This window comes from Pseudoduganella buxea, assembly GCF_009720835.1.
In the GTDB taxonomy this organism is placed as follows: domain Bacteria; phylum Pseudomonadota; class Gammaproteobacteria; order Burkholderiales; family Burkholderiaceae_D; genus Rugamonas; species Rugamonas buxea.
In genome coordinates this window covers 115489-141841 of record NZ_WNKZ01000004.1, presented here as the reverse complement: position 1 = coordinate 141841, position 26353 = coordinate 115489, and the positions used below count along the sequence as shown (strand labels likewise).

The window sequence follows — 26353 nt, the reverse complement described above, 5'->3', positions numbered from 1 at the left end:
GGGGGCGCCGTCGGCGGCGGTGCAGGTGGTGCCTGCGGTGGCGCCGGCGGATTCCATTCCGGCAGCGGCACCGTCGGCGGCGGCCGGCCCCGGAACAGCGCGCCGCCGCCCCAGATCGCCAGCCCGACCACGCCGACAACGATCGCCGCCGGGATCAGCACGTCGTCGACGGCGCCGATGACGGTCAGGTCGTCGGCAAGCAGGCCCAACGTCGCCCCGCCCCCGGCCGTCGCCATCTGGCGGCCGAAGTCGGCGACGGCAGCGGCATCCTGCCCCGAATTGTCGACCAGCTGCATCGGCTGGCAGCGCACATAGGCGTACAGGTTGGTGCCGTCCACCAGCCCGGCCGGATCGCAGGCGGTCCAGCGCCCCAGCGCGGCCGCGTAATAGCGCGACCCGTGGTAGTACAGGCCACTTTCCTCGTCGCGCTCCTTGCCCGTGTAGCGGTAGCGGCGCGGCGTCTCGGCCTGGCTGCGCACGGCCTGGTATGTCGTGCTGCCATAGGGGGCATATTCCTCGTAGGCGATGACCTGTGCCAGCTGGTCCAGCTCCAGGCTGGCCGAGCCGATATGGTTGCCGAGCTGGTAGCGCATCAGCCGGGCCGGCGCGGCATCGCTGCCGGCCGTATCGACCGTGCGCAGTTCGACCAGCGCCACCCGCTGCCCCCCGGCGTCCACGTGCAGGGTCTCCCGTTCCAGCACCGGCGCCGGTCCGACCGGCCCGGCATGGGTCCGGAACAGTTCGAAGCCGCCCAGGTAGATGCGTTCCTCGGTCAAGCCGGGCGCCTTTTCCCACACCTTGCGCATTCTTTCGCCCGAGGCGGCATAGGCATACCAGGCCGCGCCGCCGCCGCCCAGCAGGACGCCGTGCAGGCGGCTGCCGAAGTCCCACAGCAGGTTGGCACCGGGCAGGCCACCGCCCAGGTGCGGCATGCGCGCCAGGTTGCCGTCACCGTCATGGCCGTACGCCTCGATCGACGGCGGCGCCGCGCCGTTCGGGTTCAGCACCGTGCGCGTCAGGCGGTTGCCCGTCTTCGACGGGCCGGCGCTGGCCGGCTCCAGCAGGCTCTGCTCCTCGTAGCCATAGGCGCGCGTCCAGCCGGCATGGACCGGATCGCTGCCCCGGTGCTGCATGGCGAGGAAGTTGCCGACCCCGTCGTACACATAGCGCTCGATATAGGTGCCGAGGGCATTGCCGTCCCCCGGATGATCCAGGCGCGTGTGGAAGGTGTTGCCGTGGCCGGGCGAGGTCGGCGCGCCGGCCATGCCGAGGTGCTCGCGGCCGCTTGCCTGGATCAGCCGGTACAGCGCGTCGTGGACGAAATCGCTGGAGGGCTCGACCCGGCGGTTGCGGAAGTACACGGATTGCTGGGCATCGTCGCGGATGTGGGTCAGGTTGCCGGCGGCGTCGTAGGTGTAGTGCAGGTTCCGCAGGCCGCAGGGCAGCGCCGGTGGCGGCGTTTCCGGCGCGGCCACCGTGGCGGGCGGCGGGGCGGGATTGTCGCAGTCGCCATCGAAGGCCGCGCCCCGCCGCGTGTAGAGTTGTACCAGCCGGAAGGTATCGGGATCGTAGCGGTACGTGGTGCTGGCCCCGTTCTTGTAGTCGATGCGGGCGCGGCGGCCGCGAGCATCGTAGTCGATGTTGGCGATGCCCACCGCCGAAGGGGCGTCCCCCAGCGGATCGATCGGCGCGGCCGGTTCGGCGCCCCGCTCCAGCCACACATCGACCCGCTCCAGCAGGCCCGCCTCGTTGAAGCCGTGCTGGATCACGTGCCGGCGCGCGTGCGGCCGGTCGCTGTGCGGCGCAACGGACTGGATGCACCGGTTCAGCGCATCGAAGCGTGCCGCCGCTTCGAACGCTTCCACTTCCAGCGCCACCTCCCCCTGCCAGTCTGGAATGGCCCGGTAATCGCTGGCCAACCGGCGCGTCGTGCACAGCGGGTTGCCCTTGAAGTCGAATGCCTCGACCGGATCGCCGTCGCTGTCCAGGCGGGCGTTGACCGACACGCCGGCGCCGTCGAAGTGGCGGAACACGCGTGTGCGCAGGTTCAGGTCAGCCGCGCCGGGCACGGATTCCCCGTACTCGACGACGTCGAACAGGATATCGCGCCCCAGGGTGCGCGGGTCGGATGCGGTACTGGTGCCGCGCACGCGCTGGCCAATCGGCCGGCGCAGCACGTCGTAAAGCAGGGTCACGTCATGGCCCCGGCTGTCCCATGTGCGGATCGGCTGCCCGGCCACGTCGTCCAGCTGCCAGCGCCAGCCCGCGTCCATGCTGGCGCGCACGAGCTGGCGGCCCAGCATGTCGAACACCTGCCGCACCACGACCCGGCCGAGCGGATCGCCGGCCTGCACGATGCAGTCGCGCACGGCCCGCTCATTGCCCTGGATGTCCAGCTCGGCCCGCAGCGCCAGGGTTTCTTCCTGGCCGTCCAGGTCATGGCCGGCGCAGGCCACGCGGTTGCGCGCCAGGGTCAGGAAGGGACGGCCCAGCACATCGAAGCACATGGTGGTGGGCGTATCGGCATGCGCCGCCGCACGCAAGGCCGCGTCGCGCTCGCGCGGCCCCAGCGCGCCGCCGATGCGCCGCGCGTGCCAGGTTTGCCAGGCCGCCCCGGCCGGTCCCAGCGCGGCAAAATACGGCGCCACGTAACCGCCGATATCACGGTCCGTACGCGGGTCGCCCGTTTGTGCGGCGCGGGGCGCGCAGGTATCGTTGGCGTCGTAGTGTGCGTGCTCCCAGGCCCGGATCAGCTGCTTCTCGAAGCTGTGGTCCGGCCGCAGCGTTGCCACCACGCGCTGCACCGGGTCGTAGAACAGCACCGCGCTGACGCCGGTTGCGTGGGCGAATTCGAAGCCATGCGTGGCGCTGAAGAAGGGCTCGTACTGGCGCACCGGCAGGCCCTTGTTGTTGAAGATGGTCCAGCCGGTGCCGACCCAGCGCGTGGCGACGGTCGGCCCGTCCGGGGCGACGGGCCCCGGCTCGGCCTGGGCCTTGCGCTGGATCTCGCGGCCCTGGCCATCGGCATAGGCGATACCGATGCGCACGCGCGTCGTGCCGCCGGGCGCCAGTGCATGCACGTGGGTCTCGCGCTCGATGGTGGCCACGGCCGGCGGCAGCCATGCCGCCGGGTCGAGCGGATGGGCCAGGCGGCTGCGACGGAAGCGCTCAAGGTCATAGACCAGGCGCGTCGTGGCACCGGCCAGCAGGCCTGGCGCCACGGCGCGCGGGTCGGCCGCGTCGAAGAAGACCGCTTCCTGGACGGCATCCAGGTCCGCCGCGAAGCCGGCCAGCGTATCGCCTTCGGCCGGCGCCGGCGCCGGCTTGCCCATCACGGCGGTACCCGTCACCTGCCCGAGCAGGTCGAAGGCCACGGCGGCGCGGTTGCCATTCGGGTCGCTGACCATGCGCGGCTGCAGCACCCGGTAGTCGATCTCGTCGGCGGCGATGCGGTTGCCCAGGCCATCGCGTTTCTCGCGCAGCAGCAGGTCGTGAACGTCATGGTCGGCGAAGCCGTGATTGCCGAACGGGTCGCGTTCGCGCCGTGGCAGGAAAAAATGCGCCCGGGCCTGCGCCAGCTCGGCTGCCGGCGAATCGGCCACGCCGGTGCTGTAGAAAGCCAGCCCGGATGGCGCCCACCAGTGGTCGTCCGCATCGGCCGCGGGGAAGCGCCCGTCGCCCTTCAGCGTGGCGCCGCGCACGTAGCCGCCGCTCCCCGGCAGCACCAGGTCGGGCGCCGGCAGCAGCACTTCGGGCACGCCGGATGTGCGGGGGCGCTGGAATGCCGCATCGAGCATGGTGCGCGTCAGCGCGAGCTGGTAGGTCTCGCCCGGCAGTCCGAGCGCGCCGGCCTGCCCCAGCGGCAGCAGGGCGGCAAGGTCGTCGCGCCGGTACAGGGTGCGCGTGCGCTCCAGGAGGCGGCGGCAGCGGCCGGCAATGGGCGCCGCCTCGTAGCCCACCTCCCCCGTGTAGCGGTGGCGCAGGCGGCCGGGACGCGCCGGGTCCGGCTCGACCAGGTCGACCGGCTGGACGCGCCCGGCCGCGCCGGTGCCCGTGTAGCCGGTCAGTTCGTAGCGGGCCGTATCGCACGGTGCCGGCTGCCGCCACGTGTCGGCCAGGTTGATCGCGCCGGTAAAGGCCGTCTCCGTATAGGTCAGCAGCGCAGTGGCCTGCCTGGCACGGTCGGCCGGATGCAGGGCCGCCAGCGCCGGATTGGGCCCGGTTCGCATCACGCCGGCACCGTCCACCGTGCGCAGGGTGGCACGCCGCGCGCAGGCCACGCTGGCGCTTTTCAGGACATTGCCGACGTCGTCCAACTCCAGGGTCAGCGCATGCTCGACGCGCGGGTCGGCGCCGTCGCGTTCGTAATGAAAAGTGATGGTCTCGCCGGCGTGGCTGGAGAACACGGCGTTGCGGTTGGCGCCGCGCGGCTGCAGTCGCCGCAGCACGTAATTCGATTCCACCACGGTGTACGGGACGGCCGCGCGCAGGACGCTGGCGGGGTCGGCCGGCTGGCCGTCCTCGGCATACACTTCCTGGCGCAGCATGCGCCCCTTCAGCGCGCGGCATGCCTCCCGTTCCTCGTCCATCGACAGGCCAGGCGGCAGCACCGTATCGGGCAGCAGCAGCTCGCGTGCCTCGGCGTCGGTCAGGCCCGGCTCGCGGAAGTACTCGCCCCGGTCCCGTCCGTCGACGAGGCCGGCGAAGTAGTCCGATACGTGGCCGCCCAGGTACGCGCCCGTGTGAAACCACGTGCAGGTGCGTACTGGCGGCACATGCATGGCCGGATCGAGGTTGGCCGCCGGCGCGCCGCCATCGGCCAGGGCCGCCATGCTGGCGGTGTCCCACTGCTCGACCATGCCGAAGCCGCGAAACTCCCGCTCCGCCCCGTCGTAGTGGCCGTGGTGATAGGCGTAGCGTGTGACGAAGCGATTGCGGCCGATATGGTCGATGGTATCGACCTGCTCCACCACGTGCACGGGAAATGGCAGGCGGGTCACCCAGGGCTTGCCGTCGCGCTGGTCCTGCAGGTAGAAGCGCGTCGACGGCGCGTAGCGCACCTGCGTCTGCGCACCCCGGTTGTTGTCGATACCCGTCAACAGGTGCGGCTTCCGGTCGCCCACCAGCGCGACATACTGCATGGGCCGGCGTGCCGCGCCGGCCAGCGGCGAGGACCAGACCAGGCATGCCGTGCCGTTGCCAAGCAGGTCCACCGCCGCGACGTCGGTGGCGCTGTCGATGGCGGGAAACGCAGCCAGCGTGCGGGGCAGGCTCCAGCCGTTGCCGGACTGGTTGAAGTACAGCCGCACGCCTTCGCGGTGCAGGTAGATCAGGTCGGTGGTGCCGCTGCCGTCGATATCGGCCAGCAGCAGGCGGCGACGGTCGAACTGGTCAGGATGGTCGAAGCGGGGCGCGTGGTCCATCGTCACGCGCGCGCCGAAGCGCCCGTGCCCGAGGTTGGGCCAGTAGCAGATTTCGCCGTTGCGGATGCGGACGATGTCGGCCAGGCCGTCGCCGGACAGGTCGGCCAGGTGAATCGACTCTTCCACATCGGCGAACACGACGCGCGGGCCGTGCTCTTCGTCCAGCGCCAGCGCGATGCGTTGCGCCGGCCCGAAGCCCGCCTCGGCCAGGCCGGCATGCCAGACCATCGCATCGCCCTCGGTGACGAGGAGGTCGGCATGGCCGTCGCCATCGAGGTCGATCAGGCGCACGTTCGGGTCCGCCAGGCTGCGGCCCAGGATGGCGTCGAACGGCCGGAACGGCTGCCAGCCGAAGGCTTCGTCGTGTTCGTACAGGCCCGGCGAGGCGCCTTCCATCAGCACCAGGTCGGGCAGGCCGTCGCCGGCCAGGTCCATGAACGCAGCACCGGCCTGCAGCGCCGCATTCGGCTGCGTGCCCAGCGTACGGGCCGGCGCAAAGCTGGCGCCCTGCCCCAGCGGACCCAGGTTGCGGCTGTAGTGCCAGGCCCCCGCCTGTTCGGTGACGATGCCGGGTATACCTTCGCCATGCAGGTCGGTCCACTGGTAGACGCGCCCGTCCAGCCCGACCGGCAGGTTCGCGCTCCCGGAGTCATCGACCGCTTCGACCGTGGTGCCCACCTGCGCCTGCGTGTACGTGAATTCCACGGGCGGCAGCGCGCGCGCCGCGTACGTGGCACCGGTGCGCCGGTAGCCCGTTTGCGTGACCGCCTGGAGGAAGGCGTAGACCGGGTTGCGCACATCGAACGGGTCGATGTCGGCGGAGTAGGCGAAATCGGTCGAGCGCACCAGGCAGTCGGCGCCGACACCGGCCTCGCCGTCGAAATGGTGGAACATCAGCACGCGCCGGCACAGCCGTGCCGTGCGGATTTCGAAACCGGCCCGGTACGACGAGAACGGGTCGGCACGCAGCGTCCACGCGTGCGATTCCGCCGGCAAGGGCAGCGTCACGGCGTGCTCGCCGTAGTCGAACACGGCCTCGAACATCCAGCCGGCGCCCTGCCATTGGGCCGGCGTGAGCTGGCGCGGGCGCTGGCCGGCCGCATCGAGCAGGGGCACCCGGTTGCCGTACAGGATACGCTTCAGGTAGCGGTTGGCACCGCGCCGCACGTCGCCGGCGGCGCCCCGGTTGCGCTGGTGCGGGGCGGCCATATCGATGCCGGCGCCGTCTTCGGCCTTGTAGCGGTACCAGATGCCGTTGCCCCGATCGTCGCGCGTTTCGCACAGCAGCCAGGCATACACGCGGGTCGGGTCGAGCGGATCGGCGATGCGCGATTCGGCATCGCGCCCGTAGATGCTTGCCACGTTGGCCGGCGTGATGGAGCGCCAGTGCACGTCGCCCGGGTGGCCCGCCCTGCTCCACCGCTCGATGCGCGCGAACGGGCCTTCGATGCGGGGCCGATAGCGCCGCACGACGTGGCCGTCGATCACGTCCTCGTGCGGCAGCAGCCGGCCTTCGCCATCGCGCACCCAGTGCTCCACCGGATCGCGCGTGTGGCCGGGATGGACCGCTACCCAGCTGCCATCCGCATCCTGGCGGTACACCGGCACCAGGTCTTCCGCTTCCGACAGCAGGTAGGTGTCGTCATCGAGGTAGCGGGGCAGGCCCTGGTCCGTCTTGCGGCGGATCGCCGCCTGCGACAGGTTCCAGCCGAAGCCGAACGGGCCATTGCCGTTGCCCGAATCGTAGGATAGCGCCAGCGCCGGGCCGAAGCCGCCCCGCCCGGGACTGAGGCCGAGGGGGACCGACACGCTGGCCGAACCGGTGACGGGATTGGCACTGAAGGTTTCACCGACACCGCGAATGGCGCCGCCGCCCTTGGGCAGGGCAATGCCGGGGATTGCTCCGGCATTGGAACTGGCGCGGGCATTGGAACTGCCGTCGCTACGAGAACTGGCGCCGGTACTGGAACTGGGGCCACTGCCCGGATCGGCAGGTCGAACTGGACGCACCACGGTCTCCTCCTCCCCACCGCGGGCAAGCCGCGGTGCGCGACGATGCAATGGGCGGTGCCGGGACCACGGCGTGCCGGCGCGTGCGCGCGCCACGCCGTGGAAGCGGCATCAACTCTGGGTGGAGAAGGTGAACATCCCTGGTGGCTTATGCGACCTGCAGTTCTCCGCTGCGATGTCATGCCATTTGCTGTCCATGATTGTCGCTTCGCACGGCGAATACAAGTAATGAATTGTCACGGCGTGGCGCGACTTCAGGGTCCCTGTTCCAGCGCCAGTTGGAAGGTGGCGGCACGCTCACCCGCATCGCGCGAAACCATGATGACGGGATTGCCGTTCCTGGCCAGCGCCTTGTCGCCACTGTAGGGCCAATAGGCGTAATCCTTGTCGCCCTTGCGCGGTTTGCCGAGCTGCTTGCCCAGCTGTTCCCGCACGGGCGCGTAGCGGTCGATCGGCATGTCCACGACGAGCAGCATGATGTAGCTCTTGCCCGGTCCGGCCTCGCCGCGCGAATCGAGCTTGATGTGCGTGATGCCGGTGTCCGGCCGGCAGGTGTATTCGGCCAGCACCCCGTACTCATCGGCCGATTGCTCCGTCTTCCTGCAGTAGGGCGCCACCAGCGCGTCGAACTGGCTGCTCTTCATGCGAAAGGCCTTGGCGTCGCCGACGGCGGCCATGACGGTCGCCAGCGCGTCCTGCGGCGGCGCGGCGGCAGCCAGCGCGGACACTGCCAGCAGGGCAGCCGCGACGGCGGAAGAATTGGTCATGTTGCTGTCCAGGTGTGGCGGGCCGCCGCACGGCGCGGCAGCCTGCATGGGAGTTACGCGAACTTGGTGAAATCCGGCTTGCGCTTCTCGAAGAAGGCGGTGAAGGCTTCCTTCGCTTCCGGCGCCAGCAGCATCTCGCCGAACAACTTGCTTTCCTTGGCGATGATGGCGTTCAGCTCTTCCTTGCGGCCGGACGTCATCAGGCGCTTGGTGGTGCGGATCGACGCGGCCGGCAGGGCCACCAGCTTGGTGGCCTGGGCGCGGGCGAAGGCCAGCACGTCGGCGGCCGGCACCACTTTCGACACGATGCCCATGTCGTAGGCTTCCTGGGCCGTGAACGGCTCGCCCAGCATCAGCTTCTCGGCGGCGCGGGCGTGGCCGGCGGCCAACGGCATCAGCATCGACGAGCCGAATTCCGGGCACAGGCCCAGCTGCGTGAACGGCACGGAGAACCGGGCGCTGTCGCCGGCGTAGACCAGGTCGCAGTGCATCAGCAAGGTGGTGCCAATGCCGATGGCCAGGCCGCCCACGGCTGCGACGACTGGCTTGGAGGTACCCGACAGCGCGCGCATGAACTGGAACACGGGGCGGTTGGCGAATTCCTCGGCGGTGGCCGGGCGCGCGGTCTTGATGAAGTCATCCAGGTCGTTCCCGGCCGTGAAGATCTCCGGCTTGCCGGCGATCAGGATGGCACGCACGTCGTTGTCCGTTTCGGCCGCGTTGATGGTGTCGGCCAGGGTCTGGTACATCGTGGAGGTGATCGCGTTCTTGCGCTCGGGGCGGTTGAACTCCAGGGTAAGGATGCCGCCTTCTTTGCTGACGAGGATGTCCATGTGTCTCTTTCTCCTGTTTTGAATAATGAAGGGCGCCGGGGTTTGTGACCACGGCGCCCTTTGCTATGCGAAGCTGATGATGCTTACACGCGTTCGATGATACCAGCGGCGCCCATGCCGGCGCCGACGCACATCGTCACCATGCCGTACTTCAGGTTGTTGCGGCGCAGTGCGTGCACGACGGTCGCGGCGCGGATGGCACCGGTGGCGCCCAGCGGGTGGCCCAGGGCGATCGCGCCGCCCATCGGGTTGACCTTGCTGGTGTCCAGGTTCAGGTCGCGGATCACGGCGAGCGCCTGGGCGGCGAAGGCTTCGTTCAGCTCGATCCAGTCCAGCTGGTCCTGGGTGATGCCGGCGGCGGCCAGCGCCGCGGGAATCGCCACCTTCGGGCCGATGCCCATGATTTCCGGCGGCACGCCGCGCACGGCGAACGACGAGAACTTGGCCAGCGGGGTCAGGTTGTGCTCGCGGAGGATTTTTTCCGACACGACGATCAGCGCACCGGCGCCGTCGGACATCTGCGACGACGTGGCGGCCGTCACGGAACCCTTGGCGGCGAAGACGGGCTTGAGCTTCGCCATGCCTTCCATCGACGCGTCGGCGCGTGGGCCTTCGTCCTGGTCGACGGTGCGCTTGACCGTTTTGATTTCGCCGGTCCGCAGGTCGGGCGTGCGGGTGATGATCTCGACAGGCGTGATCTCGTCCTTGAACTGGCCGGCCTGCTGGGCGGCGATGGCGCGGCGGTGCGATTCCAGGCCGAAGGCGTCCTGGTCTTCGCGCGACACCTTCCACTGCTTGGCCACGTTCTCGGCGGTCAGGCCCATGCCGTAGGCCAGGCCCACGTTCTCGTCCTTGAAGGTGTCCATGTTGATCGACGGGTGGTGGCCCATCATCGGCACCATCGACATCGATTCGACGCCGCCGGCGATCATCACGTCGGCTTCGCCGACGCGGATGCGGTCCGCCGCCATGGCCAGGGCGGTGATGCCCGAGGCGCAGTAGCGGTTGACGGTCACGCCACCCACGGTGTTCGGCAGGCCGGCCAGCACCACCGAGTTACGGGCGATGTTGAAGCCCTGCTCCGCTTCCGGGAACGAGCAGCCGATGATGGCGTCGATGATCAGGGCCGGGTCCAGGTTCGGCACGGCGGCCATGGCGCCACGGATGGCGTGCACCAGCAGGTCGTCCGGGCGGGTCTTGTTGAACATGCCGCGCGGCGCCTTGCCGATCGGGGTGCGGGTCGCTGCGACGATGTATGCGTCTTGAAGTTGTTTGCTCATAATGTTCGTCCTAAAGTCAGTTCCGCACCGGCTTGCCGGTCTGCAGCATGCCCATGATCCGCTCTTGCGTTTTCGGGTTGTTCAGCAGTTCCAGGAAGGCCTTGCGTTCCATGTCCAGCAGCCACTGCTCGGACACGACGCTGCCCTGGTCGATGTCGCCACCCGACACGATCTCGGCGATCATGTCGCCCAGCTTGTAATCGTGGGCGGAGATGAAGCCGCCGTCACGCATATTGACCAGCTGGCCGCGGATCGTGCCCCAGCCGTAGCGGCCGGTGACGGGCACGGGGCGCTGCAGCGGTGCGCGGTAGCCGGCGTCGAACATCGAGCGGGCCGTCACTTTCGCCACGTGCAGCAGTTCGTACGGGTTGAAGACGATGATGTCGTCTTCCTTCAGGTAGCCCATGGCCTTCGCTTCCAGTGCCGACTTCGACACGTTCGCGGTGGCCGCGTTGGTGAAGCCCGTCTTCAGGAATTGCAGGATGTCGTTGCCCTTGGCTTCCTTGGCGGCGCGCACGGCTGCCTCCTTTAGGCCGCCGCCGGCAGGGATCAGGCCCACGCCCACTTCCACCAGGCCGATGTACGACTCGATCGACGCGACGCGCTTCGATGCGTGCAGTGCCATTTCGCAGCCGCCGCCCAGTGCCAGGCCAGCCACCGCGGCCACCACCGGCACGTTCGAGTATTTCATCGCCATGAAGGTGTTCTGCAGGTCCTTGATCAAAGGATCGAGTGCCTTCGCGCCGCCGGCCATGAAGGCTGGCAGGGCCGATTGCAGGTCGGCGCCGGCCGAGAAGGCACCGCCTTCGGCAGCATCCGTACCCCAGATGACGAGACCCTTGAAGTTCTGTTCAGCTTCGGACAGACCGCGTTTCAGGCCGTCGATGACGCCCTGGCCGATGACGTGCATCTTGGTCTTGATCGATGCGACCAGGACCTCGTCGCCCGAGTGCCACAGGCGGATGCTGTCGTCTTCGAACACGGTGGTGCCGGCCTTGGTCGCGTCGACCGCGCCTTCGCCCAGTACCGGTGCGCGGAATTCCTGGCGCTTGTACACGTCCAGGGTCGAACGTGGCACGAAGCCCTTCGACTTGGCCGAGTACGAACCTTCGGCCGTGTGCACGCCGTCCACCTCGAAGACCCATGCTGGCAGCGGTGCATTCGTCAGCGCCTTGCCGGCGTCGATGTCTTCCTTGACCCACTCGGCGATCTGCTTCCAGCCGGCGGCCTGCCACGTTTCGAACGGGCCCACTTTCCAGCCGAAGCCCCAGCGCATGGCGAAGTCGACGTCGCGTGCGTTGTCGGCGATCGAGTCCAGGTGGTAGGCGATGTAGTGGAAGGCGTCCCGGAAGATCGCCCACAGGAACTGGCCTTGTGGGTTGGTCGATTCGCGCAGGGCCTTGAACTTCTTGACCGGATCCTTTTCCTTCAGGATGCGGGCGATGATATCGGCTGCCTTGGCGCCGCCAGCGACGTATTCGCCGGAGGCGAAGTCCAGGCGTTGAATCTCCTTGCCGACCTTTTTATAGAAGCCGCCGCCGGCCTTCTGGCCCAGGGCGCCCTTCTCGATCAGCTTGGCCAGCACGTCCGGCGTCTTGTAGACGGCGGCGAACGGGTCGTCCTTCAGGTTGTCCTGCATGGTCTTGATGACGTGGCCCATCGTGTCCAGGCCCACCACGTCCGCCGTGCGGAAGGTGCCGGACTTGGCGCGGCCCAGCTTCGCACCCGTCAGGTCGTCGACCACGTCCACGGACAGGCCGAATTTTTCCGCCTGGTGGATGGTGGCCAGCATGCCGAAGATGCCGACACGGTTGGCGATGAAGTTCGGCGTGTCTTTCGCGCGCACGACGCCCTTGCCCAGCACCGAGGTCAGGAAGGTTTCCAGCTGGTCGATGATTTCAGGACGGGTCGCTTCGGTCGGGATCAGTTCGACCAGGTGCATGTAGCGCGGCGGATTGAAGAAGTGCACGCCGCAGAAGCGCGCCTTCAGGTCCGCGTCGAAGCCTTCGGCCAGCTGCTTGATCGGCAGGCCGGACGTGTTCGAGGCGAAGATGGCGTTGGCACCGATGTGCGGCGCGACCTTCTTGTACAGGTCATGCTTCCAGTCCAGGCGTTCGGCGATGGCTTCGATGATCAGGTCGCAGTCGGCCAGCTGGTCCAGGTTGTCTTCGTAGTTGGCGACCTGGATCAGGGCGGCGTCTTCCTTGTCGCCCAGCGGTGCCGGCGACAGCTTCTTCAGGCCTTCGATGGCCTTCAGGACGATACCGTTCTTCGGCGTGCCTTCTTTCCCAGGCAGGTCGAACAGGACGACCTGCACCTTGGCGTTGACGCAGTGGGCGGCGATCTGCGCGCCCATCACGCCGGCACCCAGCACGGCTACTTTTTTGACAGTAAAGTTCGTCATTTTTATCCTCTAGTCTTAGAACAGGTCGGCGTCCAGCGCCATCAGGTTGGCGGCACCCGAACGGGCCTGGCGGATCAGCATCGCCGTTTCCGGGTACAGGCGGGCGAAGTAGAAGCGCGTGGTCTGCAGCTTGGCTTCGTAGAACTTGTCGCCCGAATCCTTTTTCTCCAGCGCGATCTTGGCCATCTGGGCGAAGAAGTAGCTGTACACCAGGTGACCGACGACGCGCAGGTACGGCACGGCGGCGGCGCCCACTTCGTCCTGGTTCTGGAAGGCCTTCATGCCGATTTCCATCGTCAGCTTGCCCACTTTTTCGCCCAGCTCGCCCAGCGGCGTGACGAATTCGGACATCGCTTCATCGGTGCCGTTTTCTTCGACGAAGGCGCGCACCTTCTCGCCGAACTTGCGCAGCTTGGCGCCGTTGTCCATCAGGATCTTGCGGCCCAGCAGGTCCAGCGACTGGATCGTGTTGGTGCCTTCGTAGATCAGGTTGATGCGGGCGTCGCGCACGTACTGCTCCATGCCCCATTCGGAGATGTAGCCGTGGCCGCCGTACACCTGCATCGCCTCGGAGGTGGCAACCCATGCGTTGTCGGTGATGAAGGCCTTGATGATCGGCGTCAGGAGGGCCACTTCGTCGGCCGCTTCCTTGCGCACTTCTTCGTCAGGGTGGCCCAGTTCACGGTCGATCTGCAGCGCGACGTAGGACGAGAATGCGCGCGCGCCTTCGGCGTAGGCCTTGGCGGTCAGCAGCATGCGGCGCACGTCCGGGTGCACGATGATCGGGTCGGCTGGCTTGTCCGGTGCCTTCACGCCGGACAGGCTGCGCATCTGCAGGCGGTCCTTGGCGTACACCAGCGCGTTCTGGTAGGCCACTTCGGTCAGGCCCAGCGACTGCATGCCCACGCCCAGGCGGGCTGCGTTCATGAACACGAACATGGCGTTCAGGCCCTTGTTCGGCTGGCCGATGATCCAGCCCTTGGCGCCGTCCAGGTTCATCTGGCAGGTCGAATTACCGTGGATGCCCATCTTTTCTTCGATGGCGCCGCAGAAGATCGGGTTGCGTTCGCCGACGGTGCCGTCCTGGTTCGGCAGGAACTTCGGCACCAGGAACAGCGAGATGCCTTTCGAGCCTTCCGGTGCGTCCGGCACGCGGGCCAGCACCAGGTGCAGGATGTTTTCCGACATGTCGTGCTCGCCGGCCGAGATGAAGATCTTGTTGCCGGTGATGGTCCAGGAACCGTCTTCGTTCGGGATGGCCTTCGAGCGCAGCAGGCCCAGGTCGGTGCCGCAGTGCGGTTCGGTCAGGCACATGGTGCCGGTCCATTCGCCGGAGACCAGCTTCGGCAGGTACAGGCGCTTCTGTTCGTCCGTGCCGTGTTCCTTCAGGCACTCGTAGGCGCCGTGCGACAGGCCGGGGTACATGGTCCAGGCCTGGTTCGACGAGTTCAGCATCTCGTAGAAGGAGTTGTTCAGCACGACAGGCAGGCCCTGGCCGCCGAATTCAGGATCGCAGGCCAGCGCGGCCCAGCCGCCGTCGACGTACTGCTTGTACGCTTCCTTGTACCCTTTCGGGGTGGTGACGGTTTTCGCCTGGGCGTCGTGATGGCAGCCTTCGCGGTCGCCGGAGTGGTTCAGCGGGAACAGCACTTCGGACGTGAATTTCGCACCCTCTTCCAGCACCTGGTTGATGATGTCGGCATCCGTCTCGGCGTGGGCCGGCAGTTCCTTCAGCTGGTCTTCCACCTTCAGGAACTCGTGCAGCACGAATTGCATATCCCGGATTGGCGCGACGTATTGACCCATGTTTATCTCCTGACGACTAAGGCTAAATGTTTGTTGAGGTGCCGGCGTGTGGTGCTGCCCGGCGATTAGGACTGATGATTTTCAATTAATCGGTTGAAGCCGACGCTGGCACGTTCCACGCTGCCGGGAATGCGCAGGAAGCGGGCATCGTGGTGCACGGCCAGGATCAGGCCATACATCTCGTACACCAGCTGCTGCGCGTCCGTATCGGCCTTCAGGTGGCCCATTTCGATGGCCTGCTGGGCCGCGCGCAGCAAGGCGCTCTGCCAGGCACCCACCATCGACACCAGCTCTTCGCGGATCAGCCCGGGGCGGTCGTCATACTCGACGGCGCCGCTGATGTAGATGCAGCCGGACGCGATCTCGATGCTGACGCGCTTGACCCAATGCGCGAACATCGCGCGCAGGCGGGGCAGGCCACGGGCTTCCTTGATGCTGGGGTAGAACACTTCCTGCTCGAAACGGCGGTGGTACAGCTTCAACACTTCCAGCTGCAAATCTTCACGCGAACCGAAGTGCGCGAATACGCCCGATTTGCTCATGTTCATCTTGTCCGCCAGCAGGCCGATGGTCAGCCCTTCCAGCCCGTCACGGCTGGCCAGGTCCAGGGCCACGTCCAGGATGGCGGCGCGGGTCATTTCACCCTTGCGCATGAATTTTGTCGAGGTATTGATAACGAGGGCGCTCACTTGGGAATCCGGCATCAGGAGAAAAAGCCATTCTCCCTCCACGGATTTACTTCGGGTGAAAAAAATTACGAACGCTCGTACTATTATCCAGAGCAGGATAAATGTCAAACGCCATTGTTAGAGGTGGCGTTCTATTTTGACGGGGTGGCTTGCACCGCGTTGGCAGCGTGCCAAAAGTTGCTGCAAAAATGGGGACAGACCCCATTTTTCGAGCAATGTTTCTCAGAAAATGGGGTCTGTCCCCATTTTCCGGGAAACTATTCGCTCGTGTCGATCTGCTCGCGCAGGCGCCGGTCGCGCTTGGTCGGGCGGCCCTTGAAGTCGGCGGCCGGTTCCGTGAACAGCTTGCGGCGTTCCTGTTCTTTCAGGCGGCGCTCGATCGATTCGGCGCTTTCCTCGTACAGGGTGCGGGCGATCGGCGCGGCCTGGCGCTTGTCGGACAGGCCCACCACCAGCACGTCCCACTGGTCCGAGCCGTTGTCGATATGCAGTTTCTCGCCCAGCTTGAGCAGGCGTGCCGGCTTGATCCTGTCGCCGTCCAGTTTTACTTTTCCGTTGTCGATCGCATCGATCGCCAGGCTGCGCGTCTTGAAGAAGCGCGCCGCCCACAGCCATTTATCGACCCTCACATGATCCATCAAGCGTATTTCCCCACTGCGAAAATGCGCATCAGCGTCTTGTAGACCACGTAGGCGATCTCGTAGCCGATGCGGCGGAAGCGGCCGACGTGCTCGAACTCGTGCGGATGGATTTCCACGCCATCGGCCACGGCCTGCTCGATATGCCGGCGCAGGTCCCTGGCGAAGGCGGCATCCTTGATGACGACGTTCGCTTCCTGGTTTAAAAACAGGCTCAGCCCGTCCACATTGGACGACCCCACGGTGGCCCATTCATCGTCGATGACGGCCACCTTGGCGTGCAGCTGGGTCTTGCGATATTCCACTACCCTGACGCCGGACGCAAGCAGCTTCGGGTAGAAGGAATGGGCCACGGCATCCTGCAGCCAGTGCTCGCCCACGCCGATCAGCAGCACCACTTCGACGCCCCGCTGGGCCGTCTGCGACAGCGCGCGGCGGAACTTGCGGCCCGGCGCGAAGTACGGGTTGGCGAGCAGCACGCTCTTGCGGGCCCGGCCCAGTGCGTTCAGGTAGGCTTTCTGGATGGTCTGGCGGTTGCGCAGGTTATCGCGCACGACGAAGCCGGCCTGCACGGTGGCCTCGGCCGCCACCTTGTTGGCCCGACGCAACTGCTTGTACAGGCCGATACGCTTGGCCAGGGTCATCTTGCCCAGGCGCATCCACTGCGCTTCCGCTTCCTTGTGGATCGCGGCCACCAGCGGCCCCTCGACGGCAACGGCGAAATCCCAGCGCGGCGCGGACAGGCTGATGTTGTGGTCGTAGTCGCAGAACATGTCGTCGTTGATGTTGATGCCGCCGACAAAGGCGATGCACCGGTCCACCACGCAGATCTTGCGGTGCGTGCGCGTGACGCCGCGCCGGAACCAGGGATTGAAGATGCGGTGCTCGACGCCGGCCTCGATGGCCTCGGCATGCATGCGCTTGACCCGCGCCGCGCCGGTGCCGAACCAGTCGCTGATCATGTGCACCGCCACGCCCCGCCGCGCCGCCCGCATCAGCGCCCCCAGCACGGCCTGGCCGGTGTCGTCGTCCGCGAAGATATAGGTCTCGAAGTACACCTCCACCTGGGCGGCGTCGATGGCCGCCATCAGTGCAGGGAAGAATTCGTTACCGCAGTGCAAGAGCTTGACTTCGTTATCGGCGATGAACTCAACGGGACGCATGGGACATGGATGGCATCAGGCCAGCTTCAAGGTGGCGACAATCGGCGCGTGGTCCGACAGCTTGGCCCACAACTGGCCATGCAGGACTTCCGCCGATTCTACCTTGAAGCCGCGCACATAGATGCGATCGAGCCGGAAGAATGGCAAGGCGGCGGGGAAAGTGCGGGCCGGACGGACCGCTGCCTGCCGCCGCGCCAGGGTCCGCACCAGGTCGCCCAGGCTGGACTTGCTGCCCACCTCGTCGAACACTTCCACCACGCCCAGCGCCTTGCGCAGCTTGGCACTCAGGGTATTGCGCCAGTCGTTGAAGTCGCCCGCGATGATGACGGGCTCGCCGTTCGGCGCCGACAGTTTTACCGCCTCGATCAGCGCTTCGACCTGGCGCACCCGGCTCTTCTCGAACAGGCCCAGGTGGATAACATAGCAGTGCACTGTGCCCTGGGGCGTCTCGACAATGGAGTGCAGGATGCCCCGTGCCTCGTAGGCGTGGTCGGAGATGTCCGTATTGGTCCACTTGGCGATGGGAAAGCGCGTCAGCAGCGCGTTGCCATGGTGGCCGTGGTCGTATTGTGCGTTCAGGCCGTAGGCGGACTGGTGCGACTCGCCGGCGAAGAATTCGTGCTGGCTGCCTTGCGGCCAGTGCCGGTGCCCGTGGTGTTCCTCGCCGAAGCGGGCCGCGATGCGATCATGCTGCCCCTGCACCTCCTGCAGGAAGATCAGGTCGGCGTCGAAGGCCGCGATGGCCTGTTTCAGTGCCACCACGCGCGGTTTACTGCGGTAGGAGACACCCTTGTGGATGTTGTAGGTAGCGACTTTGATCTTCATGGAATGATTTTAGCCCCATCCATGATGTTTCTTCTCGGGCAATCGTGCGGGGTGGACACGATTGCCCGGAACTGGGCGTTCTCGCCGGCGCGCCCGGCCCCGCTTGCCACCAGGCACTTGAGCGAAGCAGCTTCGGCAAAAACCCAACAGTCGAGCTCCGCACAGTTCAGTTGTGAAGACAACGGTTGAGTAAAAGCCTACAGTGGAGTGGATAAAAGCACATCGACTCTAGCAGTTCGACACCGGGGCGGGGAGGCTCATCATGGCAATCGGATACACCCTGGCGAGGGTCCTCGCCGGCATTCTTGCGGCCGGCGCCCTGGCGTCGTCCGCAGCGGCATCGCCCATCCTGGTGGACTGGAGCCCCCAGGCCCTGGGCGGCACCGTCAGCAACAATGCTTACATGAACCGGACCGGCTCGCAGCACTTCGCCGAGGCCGTCTCCTTCGATACGACCACCCTGGTCGACGGCATGGATATCTATTCCGGCGGGCGCTACGGCACCCTCGGTAGCCTGGTCGACATCACCATCTGGGCCGACAACGGCGGCCGCCCGGGCGAATTGCTGGGCCGCTTCGGCAGCAGCCTGTCCGCCATCGACGGCGACGGCGCCAGCAGCGGCAACCTGCGCAAGCACGCGGACTTCGCCGGCTTCACGATGGCGGCCGACGTGCTGTACTGGGTCGGCATGGCGGGACAGACGGCCGAGCTGGCCCAGGCGGCCCTGCGCGGCGCCGAGGGCGGCGACGGCCGCATGGCCCAGTTCACCGGCACGGGCGCCTTCCTGGGCGACAGCAAGGCCGGCGACATGGCCTTCCGGCTGTATGGCAACGCCATGGGCCGTGCCGCCATGCCGGAGCCGGGCAGCCTGGCCCTGTTCGGCCTCGCCGGCGCCGCCTTCCTGGTGGTACGCCGCCGCTCACGCGCCTGCTAGTTTTTCCAATTGGCGCGGCAATTGCAGGATGGCCTCGGCATTCGAGGCACTGAAGCATTTGTCGGCCGCCGCCAGGTGGGGCAGCCACAGCAGGTCCGTATGCTCGCGCGGCGACAGCAGCACCGGCACGTCGCGCGGCACTTCCACGCTGAACACGTGTTCCGTGTTGCGCGTCACGCCGGGCGCATAGCGGTGCCGCCAGATCGGGTAGATCTCGTAGACGTTCGACAGCTGCCAGTCGCGCAGGACGATCCGCTCGCCGTCGGCGACGATGCCGGTTTCCTCGAACAGCTCGCGCGTGGCCGTCGCCAGCAGGGGCTCGTCGGGTGTGTCGAGCGAACCCGTGACGGACTGCCAGAAGCCCGGATGGCCGGCGCGTTCGATCAGCAGGACTTCAAGGTCGCTGGTGTGGATGACGACCAAGACCGATTCGGGGATTTTGTAGGGCTTTTGCATGTTAGTTGGAGCGGTACGCCGATTCTTTGCTTGCTCATGCGCTTGCCGTTGACGCTGGGGTCTGTCCCCGGTAAGTGCTTGCCCCTGCGCTCGCTGTTGGCTTTGCAAGGGGACTGACCCCGGTTTTCTGCCAGCGCTGTCGAAGTGCATGCGAAAAACCGGGGTCAGTCCCCTCGATACACCGCTGGCGAGCACGAAAGCCTTCACTTACCGGGGACAGACCCCATAAAACCAAAAAAAGGGCGCCGCAGCGCCCTTTTTACTTACCCAGCCACCTTCGGCTCGGCCGCGCGCAGGCGGATATGCAGCTCTTTCAGCTGCTTCTCGTCCACTTCCGACGGGGCGTGCGTCAGCAGATCCTGGGCGCGCTGGGTTTTCGGGAAGGCGATCACGTCGCGGATCGAGTCCGACTTCGTCATCAGCGTCACGATACGGTCCAGGCCGAAGGCCAGGCCGCCGTGCGGTGGCGCGCCGTATTGCAGCGCGTCCAGCAGGAAGCCGAACTTCAGGCGGGCTTCGTCGGCACCGATCTTCAGGGCGCGGAACACTTTCGACTGCACGTCTTCCTTGTGGATACGGATCGAGCCGCCACCCAGTTCCCAGCCGTTCAGCACCATGTCGTAGGCCTTGGCGATGCAGGCGCCCGGATTGGTTTCCAGCATGTCTTCGTGGCCGTCTTTCGGGGCCGTGAACGGGTGGTGCGTGGCCGTCCAGCGGTCGTCTTCCTCGTCGTATTCGAACATCGGGAAGTCGATCACCCACAGCGGTGCCCACACGTCGTCGAACAGGCCGTTCTTCTTGCCGAACTCGGAGTGGCCGATCTTCACGCGCAGCGCGCCGATGGCGTCGTTGACGACCTTGGCCTTGTCGGCGCCGAAGAAGATCAGGTCGCCGTCCTGCGCGCCCGTCAGTTCCAGGATCTGGGCCAGGGCATCGTCGTTGATGTTCTTGACGATCGGCGACTGCAGGCCGTCACGGCCCTTGGCTTTCTCGTTGACCTTGATGTAGGCCAGGCCCTTGGCGCCGTAGATGGCGACGAACTGGGTGTACGCGTCGATTTCCGAACGGGGCATTTCGGCGCCCTTCGGCACGCGCATGCCCACCACGCGGCCGTTCGGCAGGTTGGCGGCGGCGGCGAAGACCTTGAAGTCGACCGACTTCATCACGTCCGTCAGTTCCGTGAACTGGAGCTTTACCCTCATATCGGGTTTGTCCGAACCGTACAGGCCCATCGCTTCCGAGAAGTTCATCACCGGGAACGGGTTCGGCAGGTCGATGCCCAGCGTGTTCGTGAAGACCTTGCGGATCATGTCCTCGAACAGGTCGCGGATTTCCTGTTCGTTCAGGAACGAGGTTTCGCAGTCGATCTGGGTGAATTCAGGCTGGCGGTCGGCGCGCAGGTCTTCGTCGCGGAAGCACTTCGTGATCTGGTAGTAACGGTCGAAGTTGGCCACCATCAGCAGCTGCTTGAACAGCTGGGGCGACTGCGGCAACGCGAAGAACTGGCCGGCGTTGACGCGCGACGGCACCAGGTAGTCGCGTGCGCCTTCGGGCGTGGACTTGGTCAGGGTCGGGGTTTCGATATCGATGAAGCCCAGGTTGTCCAGGTACTTGCGCACTTCCATCGTCACCTTGTAGCGCAGGCGCAGGTTGTTCTGCATCTGCGGACGGCGCAGGTCCAGCACGCGGTGCGTCAGGCGGGTGGTTTCGGACAGGTTGTCGTCGTCCAGCTGGAACGGCACGGCCACGGACGGGTTCAGCACTTCCAGCTGCGAGCAGATCACTTCGATCTTGCCCGACTTCAGGTTGGCGTTGACGGTACCGGCCAGGCGGTCCTTGACGGTGCCCGTGATGCGCAGGCAGAACTCGTTACGTACGGCTTCGGCCGCCTTGAACACGTCGGCCTGCTCGGGATTGCAGACGATCTGCACCAGGCCTTCGCGGTCGCGCAGGTCGATGAAGATGACGCCGCCGTGGTCGCGGCGACGGTGTACCCAGCCGCACAGGCTGACGGTTTGGCCCAGCAGTTCTTCAGTGACGAGGCCGCAGTAATGAGTACGCATTGACATGGTTATTTCTCAGTTCAGGTTAAGTTTGGCAGATTCATGGAATCAAATCGGCGAATTCATTCGGGCGCCACGACGCCCATCGACACAATGTACTTCAGGGCGGCATCCACGCTCATGTCGAGCTCCACCACCTTCTCGCGCGCCATCATCAGGAAGAAGCCCGACGTCGGGTTCGGCGTCGTCGGCACGTACACGCTGACATAGTCTCCCACCAGGTGGTTTTTGACGTCGCCACCGGGCGTTCCGGTCAGGAAGGCAATGGTGTATGAATCGGCATGCGGGTACGGAATCAGCACGGCCTTGCGGAAGGCGTTGCCGGACGACGAGAACAGCGTGTCCGACACCTGCTTGACGCTGCCATACAGCGAGCTGACGACGGGAATGCGGTGCAGCAGCTTTTCCCACAGCCGCACGATGTAGTTGCCGATCAGGTTATTGGCCAGCGCGCCCACCAGGAACACGAACAGCACGGTCAGGATGGTGCCCAGGCCGGGGATGTCGAAACCGGTCAGGTTATGCGGCTGCCACCGCTCCGGCACGAACAGCAGCGACTGGTCCATGGTGCTGATGATAATGTTCAGCACCCAGGCCGTGATGGCCAGGGGCACCAGGATCAGGAGCCCGGTGATAAAGCATTTACGGATTGTTTTCATCAGGGATGGGTGATTACTTCGTTTCGCCGCCGCCGCTTGGCGCCGTCGTCGCCGGCGCCGGGCTCGCGGCCGGGGCACTATCGCCGCCCGTCGCCGCCGGCGCTTCGGCCTTGGCGGCCCCGCCGGACACGCCGGTGGCTGGCGCATTGCCGCCACGGAAATCGGTGACATACCAGCCCGTGCCCTTGAGCTGGAAGCCGGCCGCCGTCAACTGCTTCTTGAAGGTCGACTTGCCGCAGGAAGGGCATTCGGTCAGCTGCGGATCGGACATCTTCTGCAGTACGTCCTTGGCAAAGCCGCATTCCTCGCAGCGATAAGCGTAGATTGGCATCAGTTACTCCGCAAAAATCATCAAAAACCCTGAATTATAAAGCCTTTTTGCGGGAGGCCGACAGTTTGCCAAGGCTGCCTCAACGGCGGCGCCACTCCAGCCAACGCTCCCTGCCCTCGAATACGGGCAAGGAGTCCTTGACGGGCTCGTCCGCCTCGAGCGTGAAGTACGGTGCCAGCAGTGCATCCAGCTGGGCACGGTCGATGGCGAACGGCGGCCCCTTGAGCGTGCTGCCCAGGAAGAAGTAGCCGGCCAGCAGGCCGCCGGACGGCAGCAGCTCGGCGTAGCGCTGGGCCACCTGCGGCCACATCGGGGGCGGCAAGGCGCACAGGAAGGCCCGTTCGTAGATGACGGTCAGGGGCCGGGGCGGCTGGTACGTGAAGAAATCGGCCTCGACGATCCGCTCCGGCCAGCGCTTGACGATCTTGCGCGCCCGCTCGACGGCGACAGGCGAAAAGTCGATGGCCGTGGCATCCCAGCCGGCCTCGCACATCAGATCGAGTTCATAGGCCGAGCCGCAGCCGGGAATCAGGGCCACGGGCGCCACCACGGAGGCGTCGGCGGCGGCGTCGTGGTCGGCCACGAGCCGGCGCAGGCGTTCCGGAATACCGCCCCGGTCCCAGGGCATGAATTGCTGGGTGAAGCGCTCATCCCAGAACGCCGCCTGCTGCGGATCGCGGCTGTCGAAAGTAGGTTCGGCCATCATATCGCTCCCTGCCAGCGCAGCCAGGCCTGGAAGCCCACCGCGCCGGCGACTAAGGCACCGACAAAGAAAACAAGGAAACTGAGCAGACGATTGGTGCGGCGCTGTTCTTCGGCCAGCTCGCGCAGCAGGTCGTTGGCATGGGGGTCGCGGTCGCTGATGGCGATCAGGGCCTGCTGCGCCAGGCGCGGCAGGGTCGGCAGGATATGCGAGTAGCGCGGCGCCTCGGCCTTCAGGCGCTCGACCAGCCCGCGCCAGCCGACCTGCTCGGACACCCACCGCTCCAGGTGGGGCTTGGCCGTCTTCCACAAATCCAGCTCCGGATCGAGCACGCGGCCCATGCCTTCGATATTGAGCAGGGTCTTCTGCAACAGCACCAGCTGGGGCTGCACTTCCACATTGAAGCGGCGCGACGTCTGGAACAGGCGCAGCAGGATCTGACCGAAGGAAATATCCTTCAACGGCCGGTCGAAGATGGGTTCGCAGCAGGCCCGCACGGCCGCTTCCAGTTCGTCGACGCGGGTATTCTTCGGCGCCCAGCCCGATTCGATATGGGCCTCGGCCACGCGCTTGTAGTCGCGCCGGAAGAAGGCCAGGAAGTTCTGCGACAGGTAATCCTTGTCGTAGTCGTTCAGGGTGCCGACGATGCCGAAGTCCAGCGCGATATAGCGGCCGAACGTGGCAGGGTCGATGGACACGAGGATGTTCCCGGGATGCATGTCGGCATGGAAGAAGCCGTCGCGGAACACCTGCGTGAAGAAGATCTCGACGCCGTCGCTGCCCAGCTTCTTCATGTCGACACCCGCTTCCACCAGCCGGTCGATGTGCGACACGGGGATGCCGTGCATGCGCTCCATCGTGATGACGTCGCTGGAACAATAATCCCAGTACATCTCCGGCACCATCAGCAGGTTCGAATCGGCGAAGTTGCGGCGCAGCTGGGCCGCATTGGCCGCCTCGCGCATCAGGTCCAGCTCGTCATGCAGGTATTTGTCGAATTCGTAGACGACTTCCTTCATCTTCAGGCGCTTGCTGTCGCGCCACAGGCGGTTGATCCAGTCGGCGGCCAGGTTCATCAGCGCCACGTCCTCGTCGATCAGCTTCTTCATGCCGGGGCGCAGCACCTTGACGGCCACCTGGGTGCCGTCTGGCAGCGCGGCGAAGTGCACCTGCGCAATCGAGGCCGAGGCCACGGGCACGCGCTCGAAGCGGGCGAACAGCTGGTCCGGGTGGGCGCCCAGCGACCGTTCGATCTGGGCCACGGCCAGGTCGGAGTCGAATGGCGGCACGCGGTCCTGCAGCTTGGACAGCTCGATGACGATATCGGCCGGGATCAGGTCGCTGCGGGTGGACAGCACCTGGCCCAGCTTGACGAAAATGGGGCCCAGCTCTTCCAGCGCCATGCGCAGGCGGATGCCGCGGGGGCTGGACAGGTCGCGCCAGAAGATGGCCGTATCGAGGAAGCGGTTGATGCCCGGCTTCTGAAAACCGGAAATGGCGATTTCATCCAGGCCATATTTAACAAGTACGCGCAGGATCTTCAGCAGACGGAGGAATTTCAGGATCATCGAGGTTCCGTGTTGGGGGACGTGCCGGCAAGCGTGTGCCGTTTTGCCAGTTTCTGTTCCAGCTTGTCGAGGCGCTTCAAGGCCCGTTCGACGTCGTCGCGCAAGCGCGTGACGTCAGCCGCGAACGCTTCCGTGACGGCGGGGCGCACCAGCAGCGGCTGCTCTTCCAGGAAGTATTCGGCGACGTTTTCGGACAGCTTGCGCTGGCCCGTCTGCAAGGACGCCAATGCGCTTTTCGCGCCGGAGACGAGCCGCACGGCGGCAATCGGACCGACCACCTTTTCCAGGTCATGTTCCGCTTCCCACCGCAGCGACTGCGACAGGCGCGAGATGGCATTGGCGAATTCGGCATCGCCTTCGATCTGCACATAGGAAAAGGCACGCTCGCGGTTCTGCGCGATCAGCGGCAGGTCGGACAGTTTCAGCCGGATCGTCACGGCCGGCACCACGTCGGTCGAGGCGGCCTGCACCATGCCGTCGGCCGCCACCATCAGCCGCAGCTCCAGCGGCGACATGTCGATGCGGGCGACCTTGCCGGCATACTGCTTCAGCTCGGCCCTGGCCCACACTTCCTGCGCCAGCAGATGGTTGATCGTCGCCGCCGCCGGCGAACTCAGGGTCGGCAATTGACCCGGGAATGAAAATAAGGGGAGCATGATGGACGGACCCAAAAAACAAAACCGCCCTGGAAAATCCCGGGCGGTTTCGATCTTACCAGTTTGCAGGAGTTTAACCCTGCACAATGAGCAATTCAGCGTGCCGTGATAAGCAGCGTTTCCTGCTTATGCCACCTGCTTATGCCACCTGCTGGATACCACCCAGCAGCCAGCCGGCGTTGCCATTGACGGGTTTCACCAGGTTCCACACTTCGTGGAAGGGCTCGGCCAGGGCGTCCGGTGCCGGCTTGATCTGGCCACGGAATTCCACGCTGGCCAGGTAGTCCGTGCCGTTGTTCTCGATGCCCAGCAGCTCGGCGTCGATACGGACGACGTCCGTGTAGTCGGCCTTGCCTTCACGCTCGGCGATCTGCATCTTCAGCTCGGCAAACACTTCCGGCGTCGTGAACTCGCGGATGTCGGACACATCGCTCTTGTCCCAGGCTGCCTGCAGGCGGATGAAATTGCTCTTCGCATGACGCAGGAAGCTTTCGCTGTCGAAGTCGGCCGGCACGCCCCAAGGGGTGTGTACTGCCGGCGCCGCCGAAGTCGACCCTGGCTTGTTCAGGTCGATGCCGGACGAAGCGGACTGGGTCGGCTGGAAGGCCGCCGGCTGGATGCGCGAACCGATTTCCGGCGTCGCGCTGCCGCCTTGCGGGGCATTGAAATTACCGCCACCGAAGCCGCCCGCGCCGCCGAACGCTGCCGCCGGCTGGGCCCGGCCTGCGCCGGAACGGTTACGGAAGAAGCGCCAGATCAGGAAGATAGCACCGGCGATCAGTGCGAACGTCAGGATCGTGCCGATGGCGCTGGCCAGGGCGCCGCCCAGGCCGAAGTGCGACAGCAGCGCGCCCAGGCCGAGGCCCAGCAGGGCGCCGCCCAGCAGGCCCTTCCACATGCTTGGCTTTTTCGGTGCCATGGCCGGCGCCGGTGCCGGCGCGGCGGCCGGACGGTTCACGCCCTGTTGCTGCTGGGGCGGCGTGGCCTGGCGTGGCGCCATCTGCTTGACGCTTTGCGACTGGCGACCGATCGAACGGCCGCCGCCCATCGGGCGGGCAGCCAGTTCGGCCACCATGCTCATTGCCGACAAGGCAATCGTGGCGCCGATCAGGAATTTTTTCAGTTTCATGGTGTGTCCCTCGTTC

19 protein-coding genes are annotated in these 26353 nt (G+C 66.0%); 1 reads left to right on the top strand and 18 read right to left on the bottom strand.

The features are described from left to right. The 10 genes from GM672_RS03060 to GM672_RS03015 form a co-directional block, all read right to left on the bottom strand. A partial coding sequence (locus GM672_RS03060; RefSeq protein WP_170299901.1) for a SpvB/TcaC N-terminal domain-containing protein occupies positions 1-7433 on the bottom strand: 7433 nt, incomplete at its 3' end. A gap of 254 nt (positions 7434-7687) precedes the next feature. Next, the gene (locus tag GM672_RS03055) at positions 7688-8200 is read right to left on the bottom strand and encodes a hypothetical protein (protein WP_155469043.1); all 513 of its coding nucleotides are present in this window, start codon (positions 8198-8200) and stop codon (positions 7688-7690) included. A 53-nt stretch (positions 8201-8253) separates the two neighbouring features. Beyond that, entirely contained in the window at positions 8254-9033 is a 780-nt protein-coding gene (locus GM672_RS03050; protein ID WP_155469042.1) for an enoyl-CoA hydratase, read from the bottom strand. A gap of 83 nt (positions 9034-9116) precedes the next feature. Continuing rightward, positions 9117-10313: an acetyl-CoA C-acyltransferase gene (locus GM672_RS03045; RefSeq protein ID WP_155469041.1), complete on the bottom strand. Its 1197-nt coding sequence runs from the start codon at positions 10311-10313 to the stop codon at positions 9117-9119. Positions 10314-10329: 16 nt separating this feature from the next. Then, on the bottom strand, positions 10330-12717 hold the full coding sequence (locus GM672_RS03040; protein WP_155469040.1) for a 3-hydroxyacyl-CoA dehydrogenase/enoyl-CoA hydratase family protein: 2388 nt from the start codon (positions 12715-12717) through the stop codon (positions 10330-10332). 15 nt (positions 12718-12732) lie between these two features. Further along, a complete protein-coding gene (locus GM672_RS03035) occupies positions 12733-14523 on the bottom strand; it encodes an acyl-CoA dehydrogenase C-terminal domain-containing protein (protein ID WP_155469039.1) in 1791 nt (596 codons plus the stop codon). 65 nt (positions 14524-14588) lie between these two features. Next, positions 14589-15176: a TetR/AcrR family transcriptional regulator gene (locus GM672_RS03030; protein WP_155469056.1), complete on the bottom strand. Its 588-nt coding sequence runs from the start codon at positions 15174-15176 to the stop codon at positions 14589-14591. A gap of 293 nt (positions 15177-15469) precedes the next feature. Further along, on the bottom strand, positions 15470-15850 hold the full coding sequence (locus tag GM672_RS03025) for an RNA-binding S4 domain-containing protein (protein ID WP_155469038.1): 381 nt from the start codon (positions 15848-15850) through the stop codon (positions 15470-15472). Next, complete coding sequence (clsB, locus tag GM672_RS03020; protein WP_155469037.1) at positions 15850-17013, bottom strand: cardiolipin synthase ClsB; 1164 nt, start codon at positions 17011-17013, stop codon at positions 15850-15852. The genes GM672_RS03025 and clsB overlap by 1 nt, the downstream gene beginning before the upstream one ends. A 15-nt stretch (positions 17014-17028) precedes the next feature. Beyond that, positions 17029-17838 (bottom strand): endonuclease/exonuclease/phosphatase family protein, encoded by an 810-nt coding sequence (locus tag GM672_RS03015; RefSeq protein ID WP_155469036.1) that lies wholly within the window; start codon positions 17836-17838, stop codon positions 17029-17031. 262 nt (positions 17839-18100) lie between these two features. Between GM672_RS03015 and GM672_RS03010 the strand changes: the two genes are divergently transcribed. After that, on the top strand, positions 18101-18772 hold the full coding sequence (locus tag GM672_RS03010; protein ID WP_155469035.1) for a PEP-CTERM sorting domain-containing protein: 672 nt from the start codon (positions 18101-18103) through the stop codon (positions 18770-18772). Here GM672_RS03010 and nudB read toward each other — a convergent pair. The 8 genes from nudB to GM672_RS02970 form a co-directional block, all read right to left on the bottom strand. Beyond that, on the bottom strand, positions 18758-19228 hold the full coding sequence (nudB, locus tag GM672_RS03005) for a dihydroneopterin triphosphate diphosphatase (RefSeq protein ID WP_155469034.1): 471 nt from the start codon (positions 19226-19228) through the stop codon (positions 18758-18760). The genes GM672_RS03010 and nudB overlap by 15 nt on opposite strands. A gap of 263 nt (positions 19229-19491) precedes the next feature. After that, entirely contained in the window at positions 19492-21297 is a 1806-nt protein-coding gene (aspS, locus tag GM672_RS03000; RefSeq protein WP_188915989.1) for an aspartate--tRNA ligase, read from the bottom strand. 56 nt (positions 21298-21353) lie between these two features. After that, positions 21354-21941 carry a DUF502 domain-containing protein gene (locus tag GM672_RS02995; RefSeq protein ID WP_170299904.1) on the bottom strand — a complete coding sequence of 196 codons (588 nt, stop codon included), beginning with the start codon at positions 21939-21941 and terminating at the stop codon, positions 21354-21356. A gap of 22 nt (positions 21942-21963) precedes the next feature. Next, a complete protein-coding gene (locus tag GM672_RS02990; protein WP_155469032.1) occupies positions 21964-22281 on the bottom strand; it encodes an FmdB family zinc ribbon protein in 318 nt (105 codons plus the stop codon). A 79-nt stretch (positions 22282-22360) separates the two neighbouring features. Continuing rightward, positions 22361-22984: a methyltransferase gene (locus GM672_RS02985; protein ID WP_155469031.1), complete on the bottom strand. Its 624-nt coding sequence runs from the start codon at positions 22982-22984 to the stop codon at positions 22361-22363. Further along, entirely contained in the window at positions 22984-24552 is a 1569-nt protein-coding gene (gene ubiB, locus GM672_RS02980; protein ID WP_155469030.1) for a ubiquinone biosynthesis regulatory protein kinase UbiB, read from the bottom strand. Before ubiB ends, GM672_RS02985 begins: the two co-directional genes overlap by 1 nt. Further along, positions 24549-25208 (bottom strand): ubiquinone biosynthesis accessory factor UbiJ, encoded by a 660-nt coding sequence (locus GM672_RS02975; RefSeq protein WP_155469029.1) that lies wholly within the window; start codon positions 25206-25208, stop codon positions 24549-24551. The genes ubiB and GM672_RS02975 overlap by 4 nt, the downstream gene beginning before the upstream one ends. A gap of 139 nt (positions 25209-25347) precedes the next feature. Continuing rightward, the gene (locus GM672_RS02970; RefSeq protein WP_155469028.1) at positions 25348-26337 is read right to left on the bottom strand and encodes a Tim44 domain-containing protein; all 990 of its coding nucleotides are present in this window, start codon (positions 26335-26337) and stop codon (positions 25348-25350) included. Positions 26338-26353: the final 16 nt, after the last annotated feature.